Origin of the sequence: Caloramator sp. ALD01, from assembly GCF_000472625.1 — a bacterium.
GTDB classification, from domain to species: domain Bacteria; phylum Bacillota; class Clostridia; order Clostridiales; family Caloramatoraceae; genus Thermobrachium; species Thermobrachium proteoclasticum.
Genome location: NZ_AXAA01000002.1, coordinates 143133 through 159063, shown reverse-complemented (window position 1 = coordinate 159063; position 15931 = coordinate 143133). Strand labels below are relative to the sequence as shown.

The following is a 15931-nucleotide window of genomic DNA, read 5'->3' as shown; positions in this document are numbered from 1 at the left end:
GGGATTGATATGGGTGAGAATTTAGGATTAAAGATACGCAATTTAAGAAAACAAAAGGGAATGACTTTAAAGGAGCTTGCGGGGGACAGGGTTACTGCTGCTCAAATCAGTTCAATTGAAAATGGTAAATGTAATCCAAGTGATGAGTTGCTATCATACATTGCAGAAAAGTTAGAGGTAGATGTAGAATATTTTACATTAACTGATAGAGAAAGAATGCAGAAGAAGTTTCAAAAGTTGATGGATGAGATTGCTTTAAACTTTGATAAAGAAAGCATTGATGAGGTATTAGATAGAATCAAAGTATATGAAGAAAATTTAGATATGCTTTCAGATGCCCAAAAGGGATATTATTATTACTGCTTTGCAAAACAATCATACTTTAAAGAGGATTATGATAAAAGTTTTATCGATTTTTCAAAGGCACTTGTTTATTACCTAAAAACAAATAACTATGATATTATATCCGATATATATATTTGTCTTGGTAATTGTAGCTATTTTAACAACAAATATGAATTAGCCTTTGGTTATTATAAAAATTCTGAAGAGCTAATTGATAAGGGAATTTCCTTAGATAATATAGCAAGAACCTATTATGATTTAGCTTTATGCTCAATAGCACTAAATAGATATACATTGTCAGATGTTTATTTAAATAAACTTAAGGATTTCATAAAGCAAAATGACTGGCATAATAAAGAACAATATTTGCCAGGTATAGAAATGATGCAGGGTAATGTAGATTTTAAGATAAAGGATGCAGAGGATAGCTTCAAAAGATTTGAAAATGCATATAAAAAATATAAACTAAACAGCGACTATGAGGGTATGCTAAAGGCAAAAAACAATATGGCTGTTTGCCTTTGGGAATCTGGTAACAAAGAACAGGCAATACAATTGTTTAAAGATATAATACAGTGCGAGAAGGAGATAAATAAGGAAAATATAGCCTTTATTTTAGATGTTTATTTAAATTTAATAGACTGCTTGTTGGAAATGAAGAGATTAGATGAAACACTAAACGTAATAAATGAAGCTGAAGGAGTAATGTTAAAGCAAAATTATGAAGAAGGAATAATAAAAATATTGATGTCAAGGTTTGATTTCTTATGCAAAATTAAAGATTATCAGAGGGCAGAGGATTATGCCTTTTATGCGTTAGATTTTGTGGAAAAGTGTAATAGGGAAGAACAAAAGGTGGAGCTTTACATAAAGCTTTCTCAAATGTATAAAAATATGGGAGATAATAAACAGGCAATAGAGTATTTGCTTCTTTCTCAAAATAATAAATAAAAAATAGTAGGCGTGGTTTCTTTTTTAGAAATGTTTGGTTATAATTAATTATAAAAGAAATCACGCTTATATTATTGGGGGGATACGTATGGAATTTTTAGGGTTTGAGGCACAGGATTTTGAATACTTTAAAAATTTAGAAAAAAACCTTAATGACGAGTATCTAAAGCAGAGAGAAAATGTAAAAACTAATTTTAGAGCATTTTGTTATGAACTTCAAAAGATATATCATAAGCATACTAACGGTTTTTTAGAGCTTGAAAAGGATTTTTTGAAGAGTAATAAAAAAAGTGATAATTTAAAGGCAAGACATAGGATAAGTGAAAATGCATACATAGATATTGTCATTAATCAATATGGGGTTGGCATTTATTATAATACACAAAATAAAGAAATAATATCAAACTCAAAAGATAAAATATGGAATTATATTTTAAGCAATAAAAAATCTTTTATAAGTTTAAATAGAATTACAAAAACTAAATGTACTGAAATTATAAAAATAAATTGCTTAGAGATGAATTCAAAGGCCTATGATAATATTAAGATTGTTTTGGAGGAAAATAAAGAAGACAAGTTAAACTTATATATTGGTGCTTTTTATACAAAATCAGAATGTATAAAACAAAAAAGACAGCTTGCAAATCATTTTTATGAGGAATTTTTAAAGATTTATGATTTATGTAAAACATTATAAGGAGATGGTTTTATGGACATAAATAAGATGACGCTTAAGGTACAGGATGCATTAAATCTCTCACAACAGATTGCAGTTTCCTTTAAGCATCAGCAGGTAGATGTAGAACACCTGCTTTTTGCTCTTTTAACGCAGGAGGATGGTTTAATACCAAGCTTAGTAGAGAGAATGGGAATTGATAATAAAAAGCTTCAAAATGATGTGGAGGCATATTTAGATAAACTTCCAAAGGTGTATGGTCAAGCTGCTGATTCTGGATATGTCTATGCAACACGCCGATTAGAAGAGGTATTAGTGAATGCAGAAAAAATAATGGCTAATATGAATGACCTTTATATAAGTGTTGAACACATTTTTTTAGCAATTTTAGATATTGAACATCCACTAAAAAAGATGTTGATTCAAAAAGGAATAGATAAAGAAAAGTTTTTAAAGGTACTTATGGAGGCAAGAGGAGGACAAAGGGTAGAGACTAATGATCCAGAAGGTACATATGATGCACTTAAAAGATATGGTCGTGATTTGACAGAGGAGGCAAGAAGGAATAAGTTAGATCCTGTTATAGGCAGAGATGATGAAATAAGAAGAGTAATTATGATACTTTCAAGAAAAACAAAGAATAATCCTGTGTTAATTGGTGACCCTGGTGTTGGTAAGACAGCAATAGTAGAGGGATTGGCACAGAGAATAGTAAAGGGAGATGTACCTGAGGGATTAAAGGATAAGAAAATATTCTCCTTAGATTTAGGTGCACTTATTGCAGGGGCAAAATATAGAGGTGAATTTGAGGAAAGACTTAAGGCAGTTCTAAAGGAAATCCAAAGAAGTGAAGGTAAGATAATACTTTTCATAGATGAGATACATACAATAGTTGGGGCAGGTAAAGCAGAGGGAGCTGTTGATGCAGGGAATTTGATAAAACCTATGTTGGCTCGTGGAGAACTTCACTGTATTGGAGCAACAACCTTTGATGAATATAGGCAGTACATAGAAAAGGATAAGGCCCTTGAGAGAAGATTTCAACCTGTTTATGTTGATGAACCCACTGTAGAGGATACTATTGCAATACTTAGAGGTTTAAAGGAAAGATTAGAAATACATCACGGAATTAGAATACACGATAGTGCTTTAGTGTCTGCGGCAAAATTGTCTAAAAGATATATAACAGACAGATTTTTACCAGATAAGGCGATAGATTTAGTGGATGAGGCCTGTGCAATGATAAAAACTCAAATAGAAAGTGTTCCTTATGAACTTGATGAAGTAAAGAGAAAAATACTGCAGCTTGAAATAGAGAAAAGAGCACTTTCAGGTGAGATGGATGAATTTTCAAAAATTAGGTTAGAGGATGTTGAGAGGGAAATCGCAAATTTAAAGGAGAAGGAGAAGGAATTAAACGCAAGATACAGTAAAGAGAAGGAAGAGTTACAAAGGATAAGGAATATAAAGGAAGAAATAGATAATCTAAAGGCACAAATGATAAAGGCAGAAAAGGAATACGACTTAAATAAACTTGCTGAAATTAAATACGGAAGACTACCTCAACTTGAAAATGAGTTAAAAGTATTAGAGGATAAAATAAAGAATGCAAATCTTCTTCTTAAGGAGGAGGTTACTGAAGAAGAGATATGTGAGATAGTTTCAAGGTGGACGCATATCCCTCTTTCAAAGCTTGTTGAGGGAGAAAGAGAAAAACTGTTAAATCTTGAAAAATCACTTAAAGAGAGAGTAATAGGCCAAGATGAAGCTGTAGAGGTAGTTGTAGGTTCAGTTTTAAGAGCAAGGGCAGGAATAAAGGACCCAAAGCGTCCAATAGGTTCCTTTATCTTTTTAGGACCTACAGGTGTTGGGAAAACAGAACTTGCTAAAACTTTAGCAAGGGAGCTGTTTGACAGCGAGGATAATATGATTAGAATAGATATGTCAGAGTATATGGAAAAGTTTTCGGTTTCAAGGCTAATAGGAGCACCTCCGGGATATGTAGGATATGAACAAGGTGGACAGCTAACAGAGGCTGTTAGAAGAAAACCATATAGTGTAATTTTATTTGATGAAATAGAAAAGGCAAATGAGGAGGTATTTGATATATTTTTACAGCTTTTAGATGAAGGAAGGCTTACAGATAGCAAAGGACACATAGTTGACTTTAAAAATACAATAATTATAATGACATCTAATCTAGCAAGTGATGTTATACAGCAGGGATTAATTCAGAATAAAGATTTAGATGAGATTTATAAAGAGGTTCAGAATGTTCTCAAGATGAGGTTTAGGCCTGAGTTTTTAAATAGAGTAGATGATATAGTCATATTTAAGCCACTTTCAAATGAATCAATTAAGAGAATAATAAAAATATTTATAAATGAAATACAATCAAGGCTTAATGAAAAGAATATAAAGCTTTATGTGGATGAAAGTGCCTTAAATTATATAGCAAGCGTTGGTTATGATCAGGTTTATGGTGCAAGACCATTAAAGAGATTTATTCAAAAATATATTGAGACAGAATTGGCAAAGATTATATTGTCAGGAAAGGTAAAAGATGGTGATAAAGTAGAAATCAAGGAATTGCAAGGAAGGTTAGAGTGTTTGATAACAAATTAACAAACTGTTAACAAATTTTTTATTATTTTGTGATATAATAGCATTTGTTTATATTGCAAGTTATATAATAAACAATTGCATATTAAAATATTGGAGGTGTAAAAATGGCAAAGGTATTGAAGGTAGCAGACAGAAGAAGATGTATAGGTTGTTTATCTTGCCGTCAAGCCTGTGCAAGACTTAGAGGAGAATATTCAATTGCTAACTCAGCAATAGAAGTTAAAACATCAGGTGGTTATACAGGTGAATTTGTTATAAATATTTGTCGTGGATGTGAAGAACCAGCTTGTATGGAGGCTTGTAAGTTTGGTGCTCTAACAAAGAGAACAGGCGGAGGAGTAGTATTCCACAAAGATAAATGTACAAAGTGTGGTGCCTGTGGAGTTGCTTGTGCAGTAAATGCAATTAGATTTGATGAAGAGGGATATCCAATAATTTGTACTCATTGTGGATATTGTACAAAGTATTGTCCACACAGATGTATTACAACGAAGGAGGTTTTATAATATGCTAGCAAGAGACTACATTAATGTTCTTTATATAGACCTTGAAAAGCAAGAATATAGATACGAGCAAAGAAAGGACCTTGTTAAATATCTTGGAGGTACAGGTCTTGCAGCAAAGCTTCTTGATGAAAATATAAAGCCAGAGCTTGACCCACTTGATCCAGCTCAGCCAATGATTTATGCAATAGGACCTCTTTCTTTTGTAATGCCAGTATGTACAAAGACAGTTGCAACATTTTATTCTCCACATACAAAGGAATATGGAGAGAGCCATGCAGGTGGAAGATTTGCAATGGCTATGAGATTTGCTGGTATTGATGCTATAGTTGTAACTGGTAAATCAGCACATCCTCAATATCTTCTAATTGATGATGGAGTACAATTTAGAGATGCAAGAGCTATGTGGGGATTATCTGTTGAAGAAACAGGTAAGATATTAAGACAAACTACACACGGAAGTGGTGTAAGAAGCTCAATTAGAATAGGTCGTTCAGGTGAAAACCTTGTAACTTATGCAGGTGTTAACGTAGATACATACAGACACTTTGGAAGACTTGGGCTTGGTGCTGTAATGGGTTCAAAGAACCTTAAGGCAATAGTTGTTATTGGAAACAATACAGTGGATATACCACAGGAATTAAAGGTAAAATATAGAAAAGTTTATGACAAGATATATGATAGGGTTCTAAACACTGACCTAATGAAGAAGTATCACGAACTTGGTACTCCAGTTAACGTTATTCCTCTAAATGAAATGCATTCACTACCATCCTTCAACCTTCAAAAGAACAAGATAGATTTTGCAGAAGATGTATCAGGGGAAAAGTTTGCAGAAGATAATCTTGTAAGAAAGGTTGCTTGTGCAGGATGTCCAATAGGATGTATCCACATTGGTCAAGTAAGAAGAGAATTTGATGCAGGATATGAATATGAAACAATAAATGTATCATATGACCACGAGCTTATTTTCGCACTTGGTACATTCCTTGGTATAAAGTCAACTGACGAAATACTTGAACTAATTGACGTTGTTGAAAGCGAAGGACTTGATGCTATATCAACAGGTGTTGTTTTAGGATGGGCAACAGAAGCGTACAAGAGAGGATATGTTTCACTTGAAGAGACACTTGTACCATTTGAATTTGGTATTGTTCAAAACTATATTGCAGCAGTTAAGTATATTTCAACAAGAAAGAATAAGTTCTATGAAGATTTAGGAAAAGGTGTAGTTCACGCTTCAAAGGTTTATGGTGGTTCAGATTTTGCTTGCCATTTAGGTGGAAATGAGATGGCAGGATATCATACAGGATATGGAAATGTTGTAGGATTTGCTGTTGGTTCAAGACACTCACACCTTGATAATGGTGGATATTCAATAGATCAATCAAAACCAAAGGAAGAAGATATTGTTAAGAAGGTTTATGACGAAGAATTAGAAAGAAACATTCTAACAAGCTTAGTAATATGTTTATTTGCAAGAAAGGTATATACAAGAGATATAGTTCTTGAAGCATTAGAGGCTGTTGGAATTAATATGACAAATGAAGAACTTACTCAATTTGCAAAGGATATACAAAAGCTTAAATATCAAATAAAGGCAAAACTTGGATACAGCTTAGACAGCATAAAGATTCCAGAAAGATTCTTCCAAACTAAGACTCTAAATGGAGTTCTAAGCAGTGAAAAGGCCCACGAAATGGTTAAGGAATATAAGAAAATGATAGAAGATCTAATGAATGAATAATAAAAATATGGACTGGTTTTCAGTCCATATTTTTATTTTATATACTTTGATTCTATTTTACTTACAATTGCATACATTATATATGCAATTATAGAAAGTATTATTATACTTAACATAACCATATCTAACTGTGCGACTTGCCCACCAAAAACTATAAGAAATCCTAATCCTTCTTTTGCTACTAAAAATTCACCAACTATAACACCAACCCAAGAGAGCCCTACATTTATCTTTAATGTTGAAATTATAGCAGGAAGGCTGTGGGGAAGAACGACATATTTTAGTATTTGATATTTATTTGCTCCAAATGTTTTAACAAGCTTTATCATATCCTCATCTACATCATTAAATCCGGTTAAAACAGAAATAATGGTAACTATTAAGGATATTGTAAGTGCAATTATAATTATGGCAGGCTGCCCATTACCAACCCAGAAGATTAGAATTGGGCCTAAGGCAATTTTAGGTAGGGCATTTAGTACAACAAGGTATGGTTCTAAAACTTTATTAATAAAATCTGAAAGCCAAAGTATAATAGCAATTAAGGTACCAATAATAGTACCAGATATGAAACCTATTATAGTTTCTATGCAGGTAACATAGGTGTGCCTTAAAAGATGTCCCTCCTGCATCAACTTAAAGAAGGTAGTTACAATTTTAGATGGCTGACTTACTAAGAAGGGATCAACGATGTTAAGACGTGCAGTTATTTCCCATTGTGCTATAAAAATTATTAATATCAAAATTCTACATAGTGTAATTAGCGTATTCCTGCGTTTAATTTTAGAGATATATTCCAAATGTTCCTTTGAAGGAGTATTATTTATCATATTTATCAAGCTCCTTCCATATTAAATTAAAGTAATCCTTAAATTCTGGAGCATTTCTTGAGGTAAGGGGTGTTCTATCTTCTATACTAAGATTTATATTAAACTCCTTTTTTATTTTTGCAGGTCTTGAGCTCAATACAATAATTCTATCAGCAAGAGAAATTGCCTCTGCTATGTCGTGGGTTACCATTAGAGTAGTTTTTCCCTCTGCTTTAATAATTTTATATATTTCATCAGAAACTAATAATCTTGTGTGGTAGTCTAATGCAGAAAATGGTTCATCTAACAATAGTATTTCAGGGTTTAAAACTAAAGTCCTTATCAATGCAACCCTCTGTCTCATCCCACCAGATAGTTGACTTGGATAATAATTTTTAAAGGATGAAAGGCCGTATTTTTCAATTAAGTTATTTGCAAAGTCTATATTATCTTTAGTTAATTCTCTTCTTATTTCAAGTCCTAAAGTAATGTTTTTATAAATGCTTCTCCATTCAAACAATGTATCCTTTTGGAACATATACCCTATTTTATTGCAGGGATAGGAGATTATTTTGTTATCTAAATAAACTGAACCACTTGTTGGAGTAATAAGACCAGCTATAATTGAAAGCAGAGTAGATTTACCACATCCTGAAGGCCCAACAAGTACAACAAATTCACCTTCATCTACTTTAATACTTATATCATCAAGGGTTTTTGTTTCGGTGTGTAGAGTATGATATGTCATAGATACGTTACACAGAGTTAGTTTGCCCATATTTATCACTCTCGCTTATATTTAATTTTTGTTATGTTTTAGCTTTAACCCCTTGATGATATACTAAATTCATCAAGGGGCATATACATAAATATTATTTACCAATAACTTTTTTAGCAAATTCGGTTGTTACTATATCCTTATAAGGAGGACGTTTTGGAATTAAGCTTGGGTTGTAGGATTGAATAATATCCATAAGTCTTGATAATGAATCCTCCTCTAAAACTGGTGTTTTAGCCCAAGTATCCTGTTGTTTATATCTTTCAACAACCTTGGTTAATATATCGATATCAGAACCTGGGAAGAAGTCTTTAACTGCCTCAGCTATTTCCTTTGAAGAATGAGATTCAGTCCAGAGCATACCCTTATAAATTGCATTGGTAAATTTTTGTATGATATCAGGGTTTTCGTTTATATATGATTTAGTTGCAAAGAAACAAGTGTAAGGAATTTCTCCAGAGGCCTTACCGATTGATGCAACGACATAACCTCCATTTTCTTTTTCAAGCATACTTGCTGTTGGTTCAAATAGGGCAACATAGTCACCAGTACCAGATTTAAAGGCCTGTGCTGTAGCTGTAAATGCAATGTTTGTTATTATATTTACATCTTTATTAGGAGTTAGACCGTGGTTTCTTAATACATACTCTAATGTCATTTCAGGAACCCCACCAGGACGACCACCTATAATTGTTTTACCCTTTAAATTTTCCCAAGCAAAATTGTCTTCTTTATTTCTTGAAACAAGGAAGGAGCCATCTCTTTTGGTGAGTTGTGCAAATAAAACAGCATAATCTTCTCTTCCTTGGTTATAAAGATATATAACCTGTTCAGGTCCACAAAAACCTATGTCTGCGTTTTTGGATAAAACCTGCTGCATTGTTTTATCTGCACCTTGCCCTGTTGAAAGCTCAATCTCAATTCCTTCTTCCTCAAAGAATCCTTGGTTTATTGCAACATACATAGGTGCATAGAAGATTGAACGAACTACTTCATTAAGTCTTACCTTTACTAAATCCTTCTTTGTTTCTTCTTTTTTACATCCAGAAAAAGCAGATAAGGTTAAAATCAAAATAGATATTACAGCTAATATTTTTTTGAATTTCATATATACATCTCCTTTTTTTTATATCAATTTATAATATGTTGTTTGGGGGTGTTTAGTTACATTTTTCGTCTGTGTTAATCTTGATTTTATGGTTAAAAAATGTAATAATTATATAAAACAAAGGGAAGAGGTGAGAAATATGAGGAGAAATTCACTTTCTACATTTATAGCAGCACTAATTCCAGGTGTTGGATATATGTATTTAGGTCTTTATAGAAAGGGACTGGAGGCACTTGCACTATTTTTATTAATTAAACCTGTGTTTTCGTTATTTGGATTGGGTGTTATTGGTGGTATATTACAATTTTTTATTTGGATATATGCCTTTGTGGATACCTTCAAGACTGCTTCGCTTTTAGATGCAGGTAAATATGTAGAGGATGATTATTTTATATTTAGTGGATTTTATAGCAAAGATGCCTATGGCAATAGAAAAAACATAGATATAAGATATTTAATAAACACATTAGCAGTTTTATTGATTTTGGCGGGGGTATTTTCGATAGTAAATAAAGCCTTTGGAACTAACGAGCTTTACATAATGGTTAAATCCTTTGTTAGACAGTATTTTATACCTGTAGTTATGGTATTAGGTGGTTTTTATCTTCTTCTTCAAAATAGAAGATAAATATGTTGACAATGTAGTATTTTGTAATATAATAATAAATAAAAGTCAATAGATAGAGGCTGTGAAGAAGAGGAGTAGGTAGTAACACCTAAAAGAGAGGAAGACTCATAGGCTGAGAGGTCTTCTTAGGTAAAGTGCTATCGAAGGTAGCTTTGGAGCTTTTCATCTGAAGAAGAGTAGGATGAAACGGGAAACCGTTATTAAAATAAGAGCTGCATTTTTGCAGAATTAAGGTGGTACCGCGGTCCTTCGCCCTTAGAGTGCGAAGGGCCTTTTTATATGGAGGTGTTTTAGTGGGGTACATACTAGCAGTAGTTGGTGGTATATTAACCTATGGATCTAAAAAAATAGTTAAACTATTTAACTTTAGCCAAAATAAAGAACTTATTATTAAGTTAATAGGATTAACAATTGCAGCAATAGGATGTTTGAAGATTATGAGTATTATATAATAAAGGAGGTTCTAAAATGGAAGATAACAAGAATATAGCAAAAAATTATGATCCTAAAGAGTTTGAAGAAAGATTATATAATGAATGGTTAGAAAAGGGATATTTTACACCAAAGGTTGATAGAGAGAAAAAGCCTTTTACAATAGTAATGCCACCTCCAAATATTACAGGACAGCTTCATATGGGGCACGCCCTTGATAATACCCTTCAAGATGCATTGATAAGATGGAAAAGAATGCAGGGATATGAAACACTATGGCTTCCAGGAGAGGACCACGCAAGTATAGCGACAGAAGTAAAGGTTGAGGCTGAACTTGCAAAAAAGGGAATAAATAAAAAGGAGATAGGAAGAGAGGAGTTTTTAAAACACGTTTGGGATTGGACACATACCTATAGAGAGAGGATAAAAAAGCAGTTACAAAAGATGGGTGCATCCTGTGACTGGACTCGTGAAAGATTTACTATGGATGAAGGTTTAAATAAGGCTGTTAGAGAAGTATTTGTTAGACTATATAATAAGGGACTTATATACAGAGGAAATAGAATTATAAACTGGTGTCCAAGATGTATGACAGCTCTTTCGGATGCAGAAATTGAATATCAAGAAAAGCAAGGTAACCTATGGCATATTAAATATCCTGTAAAGGATAGCGACGAATATATAGTTATTGCAACAACAAGACCAGAGACAATGCTTGGAGATGTTGCAGTTGCAGTAAACCCAAATGATGAAAGATATAAACATTTAATAGGAAAGACTCTAATTCTTCCACTTGTAAATAGAGAAATTCCAATAATAGCTGATGAATATGTTGAAATGGAATTTGGAACTGGAGCTGTAAAAATTACTCCAGCTCACGATCCAAATGACTTTGAAGTAGGTCAAAGGCATAATCTTGAACAAATAGTTGTTATGAATGATAACGGAACAATGAATGAGCTTGCCGGCAAATACGCTGGACTTGATAGATATGATGCAAGAAAGCAAATAGTAAATGATCTTCAAGAATTAGGGCTACTTGTAAAGATTGAGGAGCATAATCATAATGTTGGTGCCCACGATAGATGCGGAACAACAGTTGAGCCACTTTTATCAAAGCAGTGGTTTGTAAAGATGAAGCCGCTTGCAGAACCAGCAATTGAGGCTGTAAAAAATGGGGAAGTTGAATTTGTTCCAGAGAGATTTGCAAAGGTTTATTTCAACTGGATGGAAAACATTCAAGACTGGTGTATTTCAAGACAACTTTGGTGGGGACATAGAATTCCTGTTTGGTATTGTCAAGACTGTGGAGAGGTAATTGTATCATCAGATGAGCCAGATGTTTGTCAAAAATGTGGTTCTTCTAATTTGAAACAGGATGAAGATGTGTTAGATACTTGGTTTAGTTCTGCACTATGGCCATTTTCAACATTAGGCTGGCCTGACAAGACAGAGGATTTAGAGTATTTCTTCCCAACTGATGTTTTAGTTACTGGTTATGATATAATCTTCTTCTGGGTTGCAAGAATGATATTCTCAGCAATAAATGAAATGGGAAGTGTGCCATTTAAGCACGTATTAGTACACGGTATTGTTAGAGATTCACAGGGAAGAAAGATGTCAAAATCCCTTGGAAATGGTATAGATCCACTTGAGATAATAGACAAATATGGTGCAGATGCATTAAGATTTACCCTTGTTACAGGAAACTCACCAGGAAATGATATGAGATTCTATATGGAAAGGGTAGAGGCATCAAGAAATTTTGCAAATAAGATTTGGAATGCATCAAGATTTATGCTTATGAACTATGATGAGGAGCTTGTAAATAGATACAAGAGTGAAGCAAATGACATAAGAAATACAGCAGACAGATGGATACTAAGTAGAATAAATGAAGTAGCAAAGGAAGTTACTGATAATCTAAATAAATTTGAACTTGGTATTGCAGCACAAAAAATATATGACTTTATCTGGTCAGAACTTTGTGACTGGTATATTGAACTTGTAAAACCAAGATTATATGGAGATGATGAAAAGTCAAAGGCTGCAGCACAAATAACATTAATTGAAGTATTAAAGGACAGCTTAAAGCTTCTACATCCATTTATGCCATTTATAACAGAAGAAATTTACAAGCATATAACTGATGAAACACCATCAATAACAATAGCTAAATGGCCAGAATTTAGAGAAGATAGAAATTATCAAGAAGATATGAAATCAATGGAGTATGTAATTGATGCTATAAGAGCCATAAGAAATATAAGGGCAGAAATGAATGTTCCAAACTCAAGAAGAGCAAAGATAATGATTATACCTTCAAATGAAGCCGCAAAGAAGGCCTTTGAAGATGGTGCTGTTTATTTTGAAAAACTTGCCTTTGCATCTGAGGTTGTATTCATAGGCGAAAATGAAATACCAAAGGATGCAGTATCTCAGGTTACAGAGGGTGCACAAATATATATGCCTCTTGAGGATTTAATAGATAAGCAAAAGGAAATTGAAAGGCTAACTAAAGAAAAAGAAAAGCTTGAAAAGGAAGTAGAAAGGGCAGAAGGCAAACTTAATAATCCAAACTTTGTAGCAAAGGCACCACAAAAACTTGTTGATGAGGAAAAGGAAAAACTTGCAAAGTATAAAGAAATGCTTGAGAAGGTAATTGAAAGACTTAATGCACTTAAGTAATTGATTAACGTAAGTAGTGGATTTCTACACTACTTACGTTTTTTTTATACATAAAAAACAAATTCAGTATTTATTCATATTATAATACTATGAGTAATTTATGGAATGATTTGGATGTATATTGATGCTGTGTTTGAGGGTGGAGGAGTAAAGGGGATTGCCTTCTTAGGAGCTATTAAATGTTTAGAAGATAGAGGGTATAGATTCAACAAGGTTGCAGGCACATCAGCCGGTGCAATTGTCGCTTCTTTAATTGCAGCAGGTTATAGTGCAGATGAATTAAAACAGATTCTATTTAACTTTGATTTTATTAAATTTCAAGATAAAGATTCAATTCAAGCATTGCCACTAATAGGGGGAATATTAGGACTTTTTGTTAGTAAGGGCATTTATTCAGGAGATGAATTTGAAAGGTGGCTTAAATACCTTTTAGAGAAAAAAGGAAAGGTAAAATTTAAAGATTTCATTAGAAATGATGAACCAATACTAAAAATAATTGCATCAGATATAACTAAAAAGGATATATTAATACTTCCAGATGATTTAAAGGAATATGGAATAGATCCTTTAGAATTTGATGTGGCAAAGGCTGTACGTATGAGTATGAGCATTCCACTATACTTTAAACCAGTTAAATTAAAGGTAAAGGAAGAGACTCATTATATAGTTGATGGTGGAATTTTAAGTAATTTCCCTGTTTGGATATTTGATGTTGATGGTGTCCCACGTTGGCCAACCTTTGGATTTAAGTTGCAGGAACCAGCACCAAAGCCCAAAAAAGATTATATATCCTTGAGGGATTATATAATGGACATTGTAAATACTATGCTTGAGGAGAATGAATTAAGGTATATAAAAAATAAGGATTTTGTAAGAACTATTTTGATTCCTACTCTTGGAGTAAATACTACTGATTTTTCTATATCTAATTCTATGAAGCAAAAACTATATATGTCAGGATATAATTCAGCACAAAAATTCCTTGAAACTTGGGATTTTGATGAGTATATAAGCAGGTATAGGATGAAATAATGGGTGTTTTTAAACACCCTATTTTTTATGATATAATTTATGTAGTATTTGATACGAGGTGATGTTATGGATTATAGAGAGGCTTTAAAGTACATAGAGAGTGTTGGAAAGTTTGGAATGAACTTTGGGTTGAAAAGAATAGAAAGAATATGTGAACTTTTAGGGAATCCACAGGAAAGATTAAAAGTTATACACGTTGCAGGTACTAATGGCAAAGGTTCAACTGTGACTTTTGTTTCAAATATTTTGATTGAAGAGGGGTATAGAGTAGGTATATATACATCTCCACATTTAGAGAGATTTACAGAGAGAATTAAAATAAACAATGAAGAAATATCTGAAGAGGATGTTGCAGGGCTTATAGAAGAGATAAAGGAAATTATTAATACGGTTGTAGTTGAGGGATATGAACATCCTACAGAGTTTGAGATAGTAACTGCCTGTGCATTAAAGTATTTTGCTGAAAAGAAGGTTGATTTTGTAGTGTTAGAGGTTGGACTTGGTGGAAGGCTGGATGCTACAAATGTTGTAAACCCACTTCTTTCAATAATTACTTCTATAAGTTACGATCATACTAATATTTTAGGAGATACTATAGAAAAGATTGCCTATGAGAAGGCAGGAATAATTAAAAGAAATAGGCCTTTAGTTTTGTATCCTCAGGTCGAGGAAGCACAGAGTGTTATTGAAAAAAGAGCAGAGGAGATGAATTCGAAGATTTATTATGTAAAAGATGCAGAATGGGATGTAAAGGAAGATACAGTTAAGGGAATAGTGTTTGATGTAAAAATAAAAAATAGGATATATAAGGATTTGAGGATAAGGATGATAAACAGGTATCAAGTTAAAAATGCTGTAACTGCCCTTATGGCAATAGAGGTTTTAAGGGATTTAGGATATTCTGTTTCAGACAAAGCTATATATGAAGGGTTAGAAAAATCAGTATGGTCAGGTAGATTTGAGATATATAAGGAGGATCCATATATAGTTCTTGATGGTGGACATAATGTTCAGGGAATTACGGAACTTATATATGGATTAAATAAATATTTTATAAACAAAAGGATAAAGATGGTATTTGGAGTATTAAAGGATAAGGATTATATAAAAATGGTAGATGAGCTTACAAAAGTCTGTGATGATTTTATAACAGTAACTCCCGAAAGTTTAAGAGCACTAAAGGCAGAAGATTTAAAAGAAGTTATAGAAGAAAGAGGTAAACGGGCAGTAGCCTTTGATAATATGAAGGAGGCTGTTGAATTTACTATAAATAATAAGGATTATGATGTTTTGGTATTCTGTGGTTCACTTTATATGATAGGTGATGTTAGAAGAATATTGAATTCTATTTTTAAAAAAGAAGAAGAATGAATATAATATATTAAAGCATTATGTTTTGGGAGGAAAAATTGTCTGTTGATATTAAAGAACGAGTTAAGCTGGCTTGTGAGATATATTATTTTGCAATTAAAAATGAGGATAAAATACCCAAGGAACTTGTTAATGTGGCGAAAATTATATGTAATGATACGATTAAAGCTGCTAAAACATTAAAGGTTGGATTAAATGAAAATGAAATGGCAGATAGGATTTTAAAATAGAATTATAA

At 32.7% G+C, this 15931-nt stretch carries 14 protein-coding genes and 1 other annotated feature; of the genes, 11 read left to right on the top strand and 3 right to left on the bottom strand.

Going from position 1 to position 15931, the window contains the following annotated elements; translation table 11 throughout:
• Positions 1-9 precede the first annotated feature (9 nt).
• The 5 genes from A3M9_RS0101795 (at position 10) to A3M9_RS0101775 (ending at position 6847) form a co-directional block, all read left to right on the top strand.
• Positions 10-1296 carry a helix-turn-helix transcriptional regulator gene (locus A3M9_RS0101795; RefSeq protein WP_027307691.1) on the top strand — a complete coding sequence of 429 codons (1287 nt, stop codon included), beginning with the start codon at positions 10-12 and terminating at the stop codon, positions 1294-1296.
• Between the two features lie 88 nt (positions 1297-1384).
• A complete protein-coding gene (locus tag A3M9_RS0101790; RefSeq protein WP_027307690.1) occupies positions 1385-1993 on the top strand; it encodes a hypothetical protein in 609 nt (202 codons plus the stop codon).
• Between the two features lie 12 nt (positions 1994-2005).
• Positions 2006-4597: an ATP-dependent chaperone ClpB gene (gene clpB, locus A3M9_RS0101785; protein ID WP_027307689.1), complete on the top strand. Its 2592-nt coding sequence runs from the start codon at positions 2006-2008 to the stop codon at positions 4595-4597.
• A 104-nt stretch (positions 4598-4701) separates the two neighbouring features.
• A complete protein-coding gene (locus tag A3M9_RS0101780) occupies positions 4702-5103 on the top strand; it encodes a 4Fe-4S binding protein (protein WP_027307688.1) in 402 nt (133 codons plus the stop codon).
• Between the two features lies 1 nt (position 5104).
• Complete coding sequence (locus tag A3M9_RS0101775) at positions 5105-6847, top strand: aldehyde ferredoxin oxidoreductase family protein (protein ID WP_027307687.1); 1743 nt, start codon at positions 5105-5107, stop codon at positions 6845-6847.
• A gap of 32 nt (positions 6848-6879) precedes the next feature.
• Here A3M9_RS0101775 and A3M9_RS0101770 read toward each other — a convergent pair whose 3' ends face one another.
• The 3 genes from A3M9_RS0101770 to A3M9_RS0101760 form a co-directional block, all read right to left on the bottom strand.
• Positions 6880-7677, bottom strand: coding sequence for an ABC transporter permease (locus A3M9_RS0101770; RefSeq protein WP_027307686.1), 798 nt, complete (start codon positions 7675-7677; stop codon positions 6880-6882).
• Complete coding sequence (locus A3M9_RS0101765; RefSeq protein ID WP_035165646.1) at positions 7667-8434, bottom strand: ABC transporter ATP-binding protein; 768 nt, start codon at positions 8432-8434, stop codon at positions 7667-7669. Before A3M9_RS0101765 ends, A3M9_RS0101770 begins: the two co-directional genes overlap by 11 nt.
• 94 nt (positions 8435-8528) lie before the next feature.
• Positions 8529-9542, bottom strand: a complete 1014-nt coding sequence (locus A3M9_RS0101760; protein ID WP_027307684.1) for an ABC transporter substrate-binding protein — start codon at positions 9540-9542, stop codon at positions 8529-8531.
• Between the two features lie 139 nt (positions 9543-9681).
• On the opposite strand from A3M9_RS0101760, the gene A3M9_RS0101755 reads away from it, so the two are divergent.
• The 6 genes from A3M9_RS0101755 to A3M9_RS0101730 all read left to right on the top strand — a co-directional run bounded on the left by A3M9_RS0101755 (position 9682) and on the right by A3M9_RS0101730 (position 15923).
• Positions 9682-10170, top strand: coding sequence for a hypothetical protein (locus tag A3M9_RS0101755; RefSeq protein WP_027307683.1), 489 nt, complete (start codon positions 9682-9684; stop codon positions 10168-10170).
• A 52-nt stretch (positions 10171-10222) separates the two neighbouring features.
• Positions 10223-10430 (top strand) — a binding site (T-box leader).
• Positions 10431-10463: 33 nt separating this feature from the next.
• Positions 10464-10622: a hypothetical protein gene (locus tag A3M9_RS14560; protein WP_156897855.1), complete on the top strand. Its 159-nt coding sequence runs from the start codon at positions 10464-10466 to the stop codon at positions 10620-10622.
• Between the two features lie 16 nt (positions 10623-10638).
• A complete protein-coding gene (locus A3M9_RS0101745; protein ID WP_027307682.1) occupies positions 10639-13290 on the top strand; it encodes a valine--tRNA ligase in 2652 nt (883 codons plus the stop codon).
• Positions 13291-13404: 114 nt separating this feature from the next.
• Entirely contained in the window at positions 13405-14322 is a 918-nt protein-coding gene (locus A3M9_RS0101740; protein ID WP_027307681.1) for a patatin-like phospholipase family protein, read from the top strand.
• Between the two features lie 66 nt (positions 14323-14388).
• Positions 14389-15693 carry a folylpolyglutamate synthase/dihydrofolate synthase family protein gene (locus A3M9_RS0101735; protein ID WP_027307680.1) on the top strand — a complete coding sequence of 435 codons (1305 nt, stop codon included), beginning with the start codon at positions 14389-14391 and terminating at the stop codon, positions 15691-15693.
• Positions 15694-15731: 38 nt separating this feature from the next.
• A complete protein-coding gene (locus tag A3M9_RS0101730) occupies positions 15732-15923 on the top strand; it encodes a hypothetical protein (protein ID WP_027307679.1) in 192 nt (63 codons plus the stop codon).
• Positions 15924-15931 lie beyond the last annotated feature (8 nt).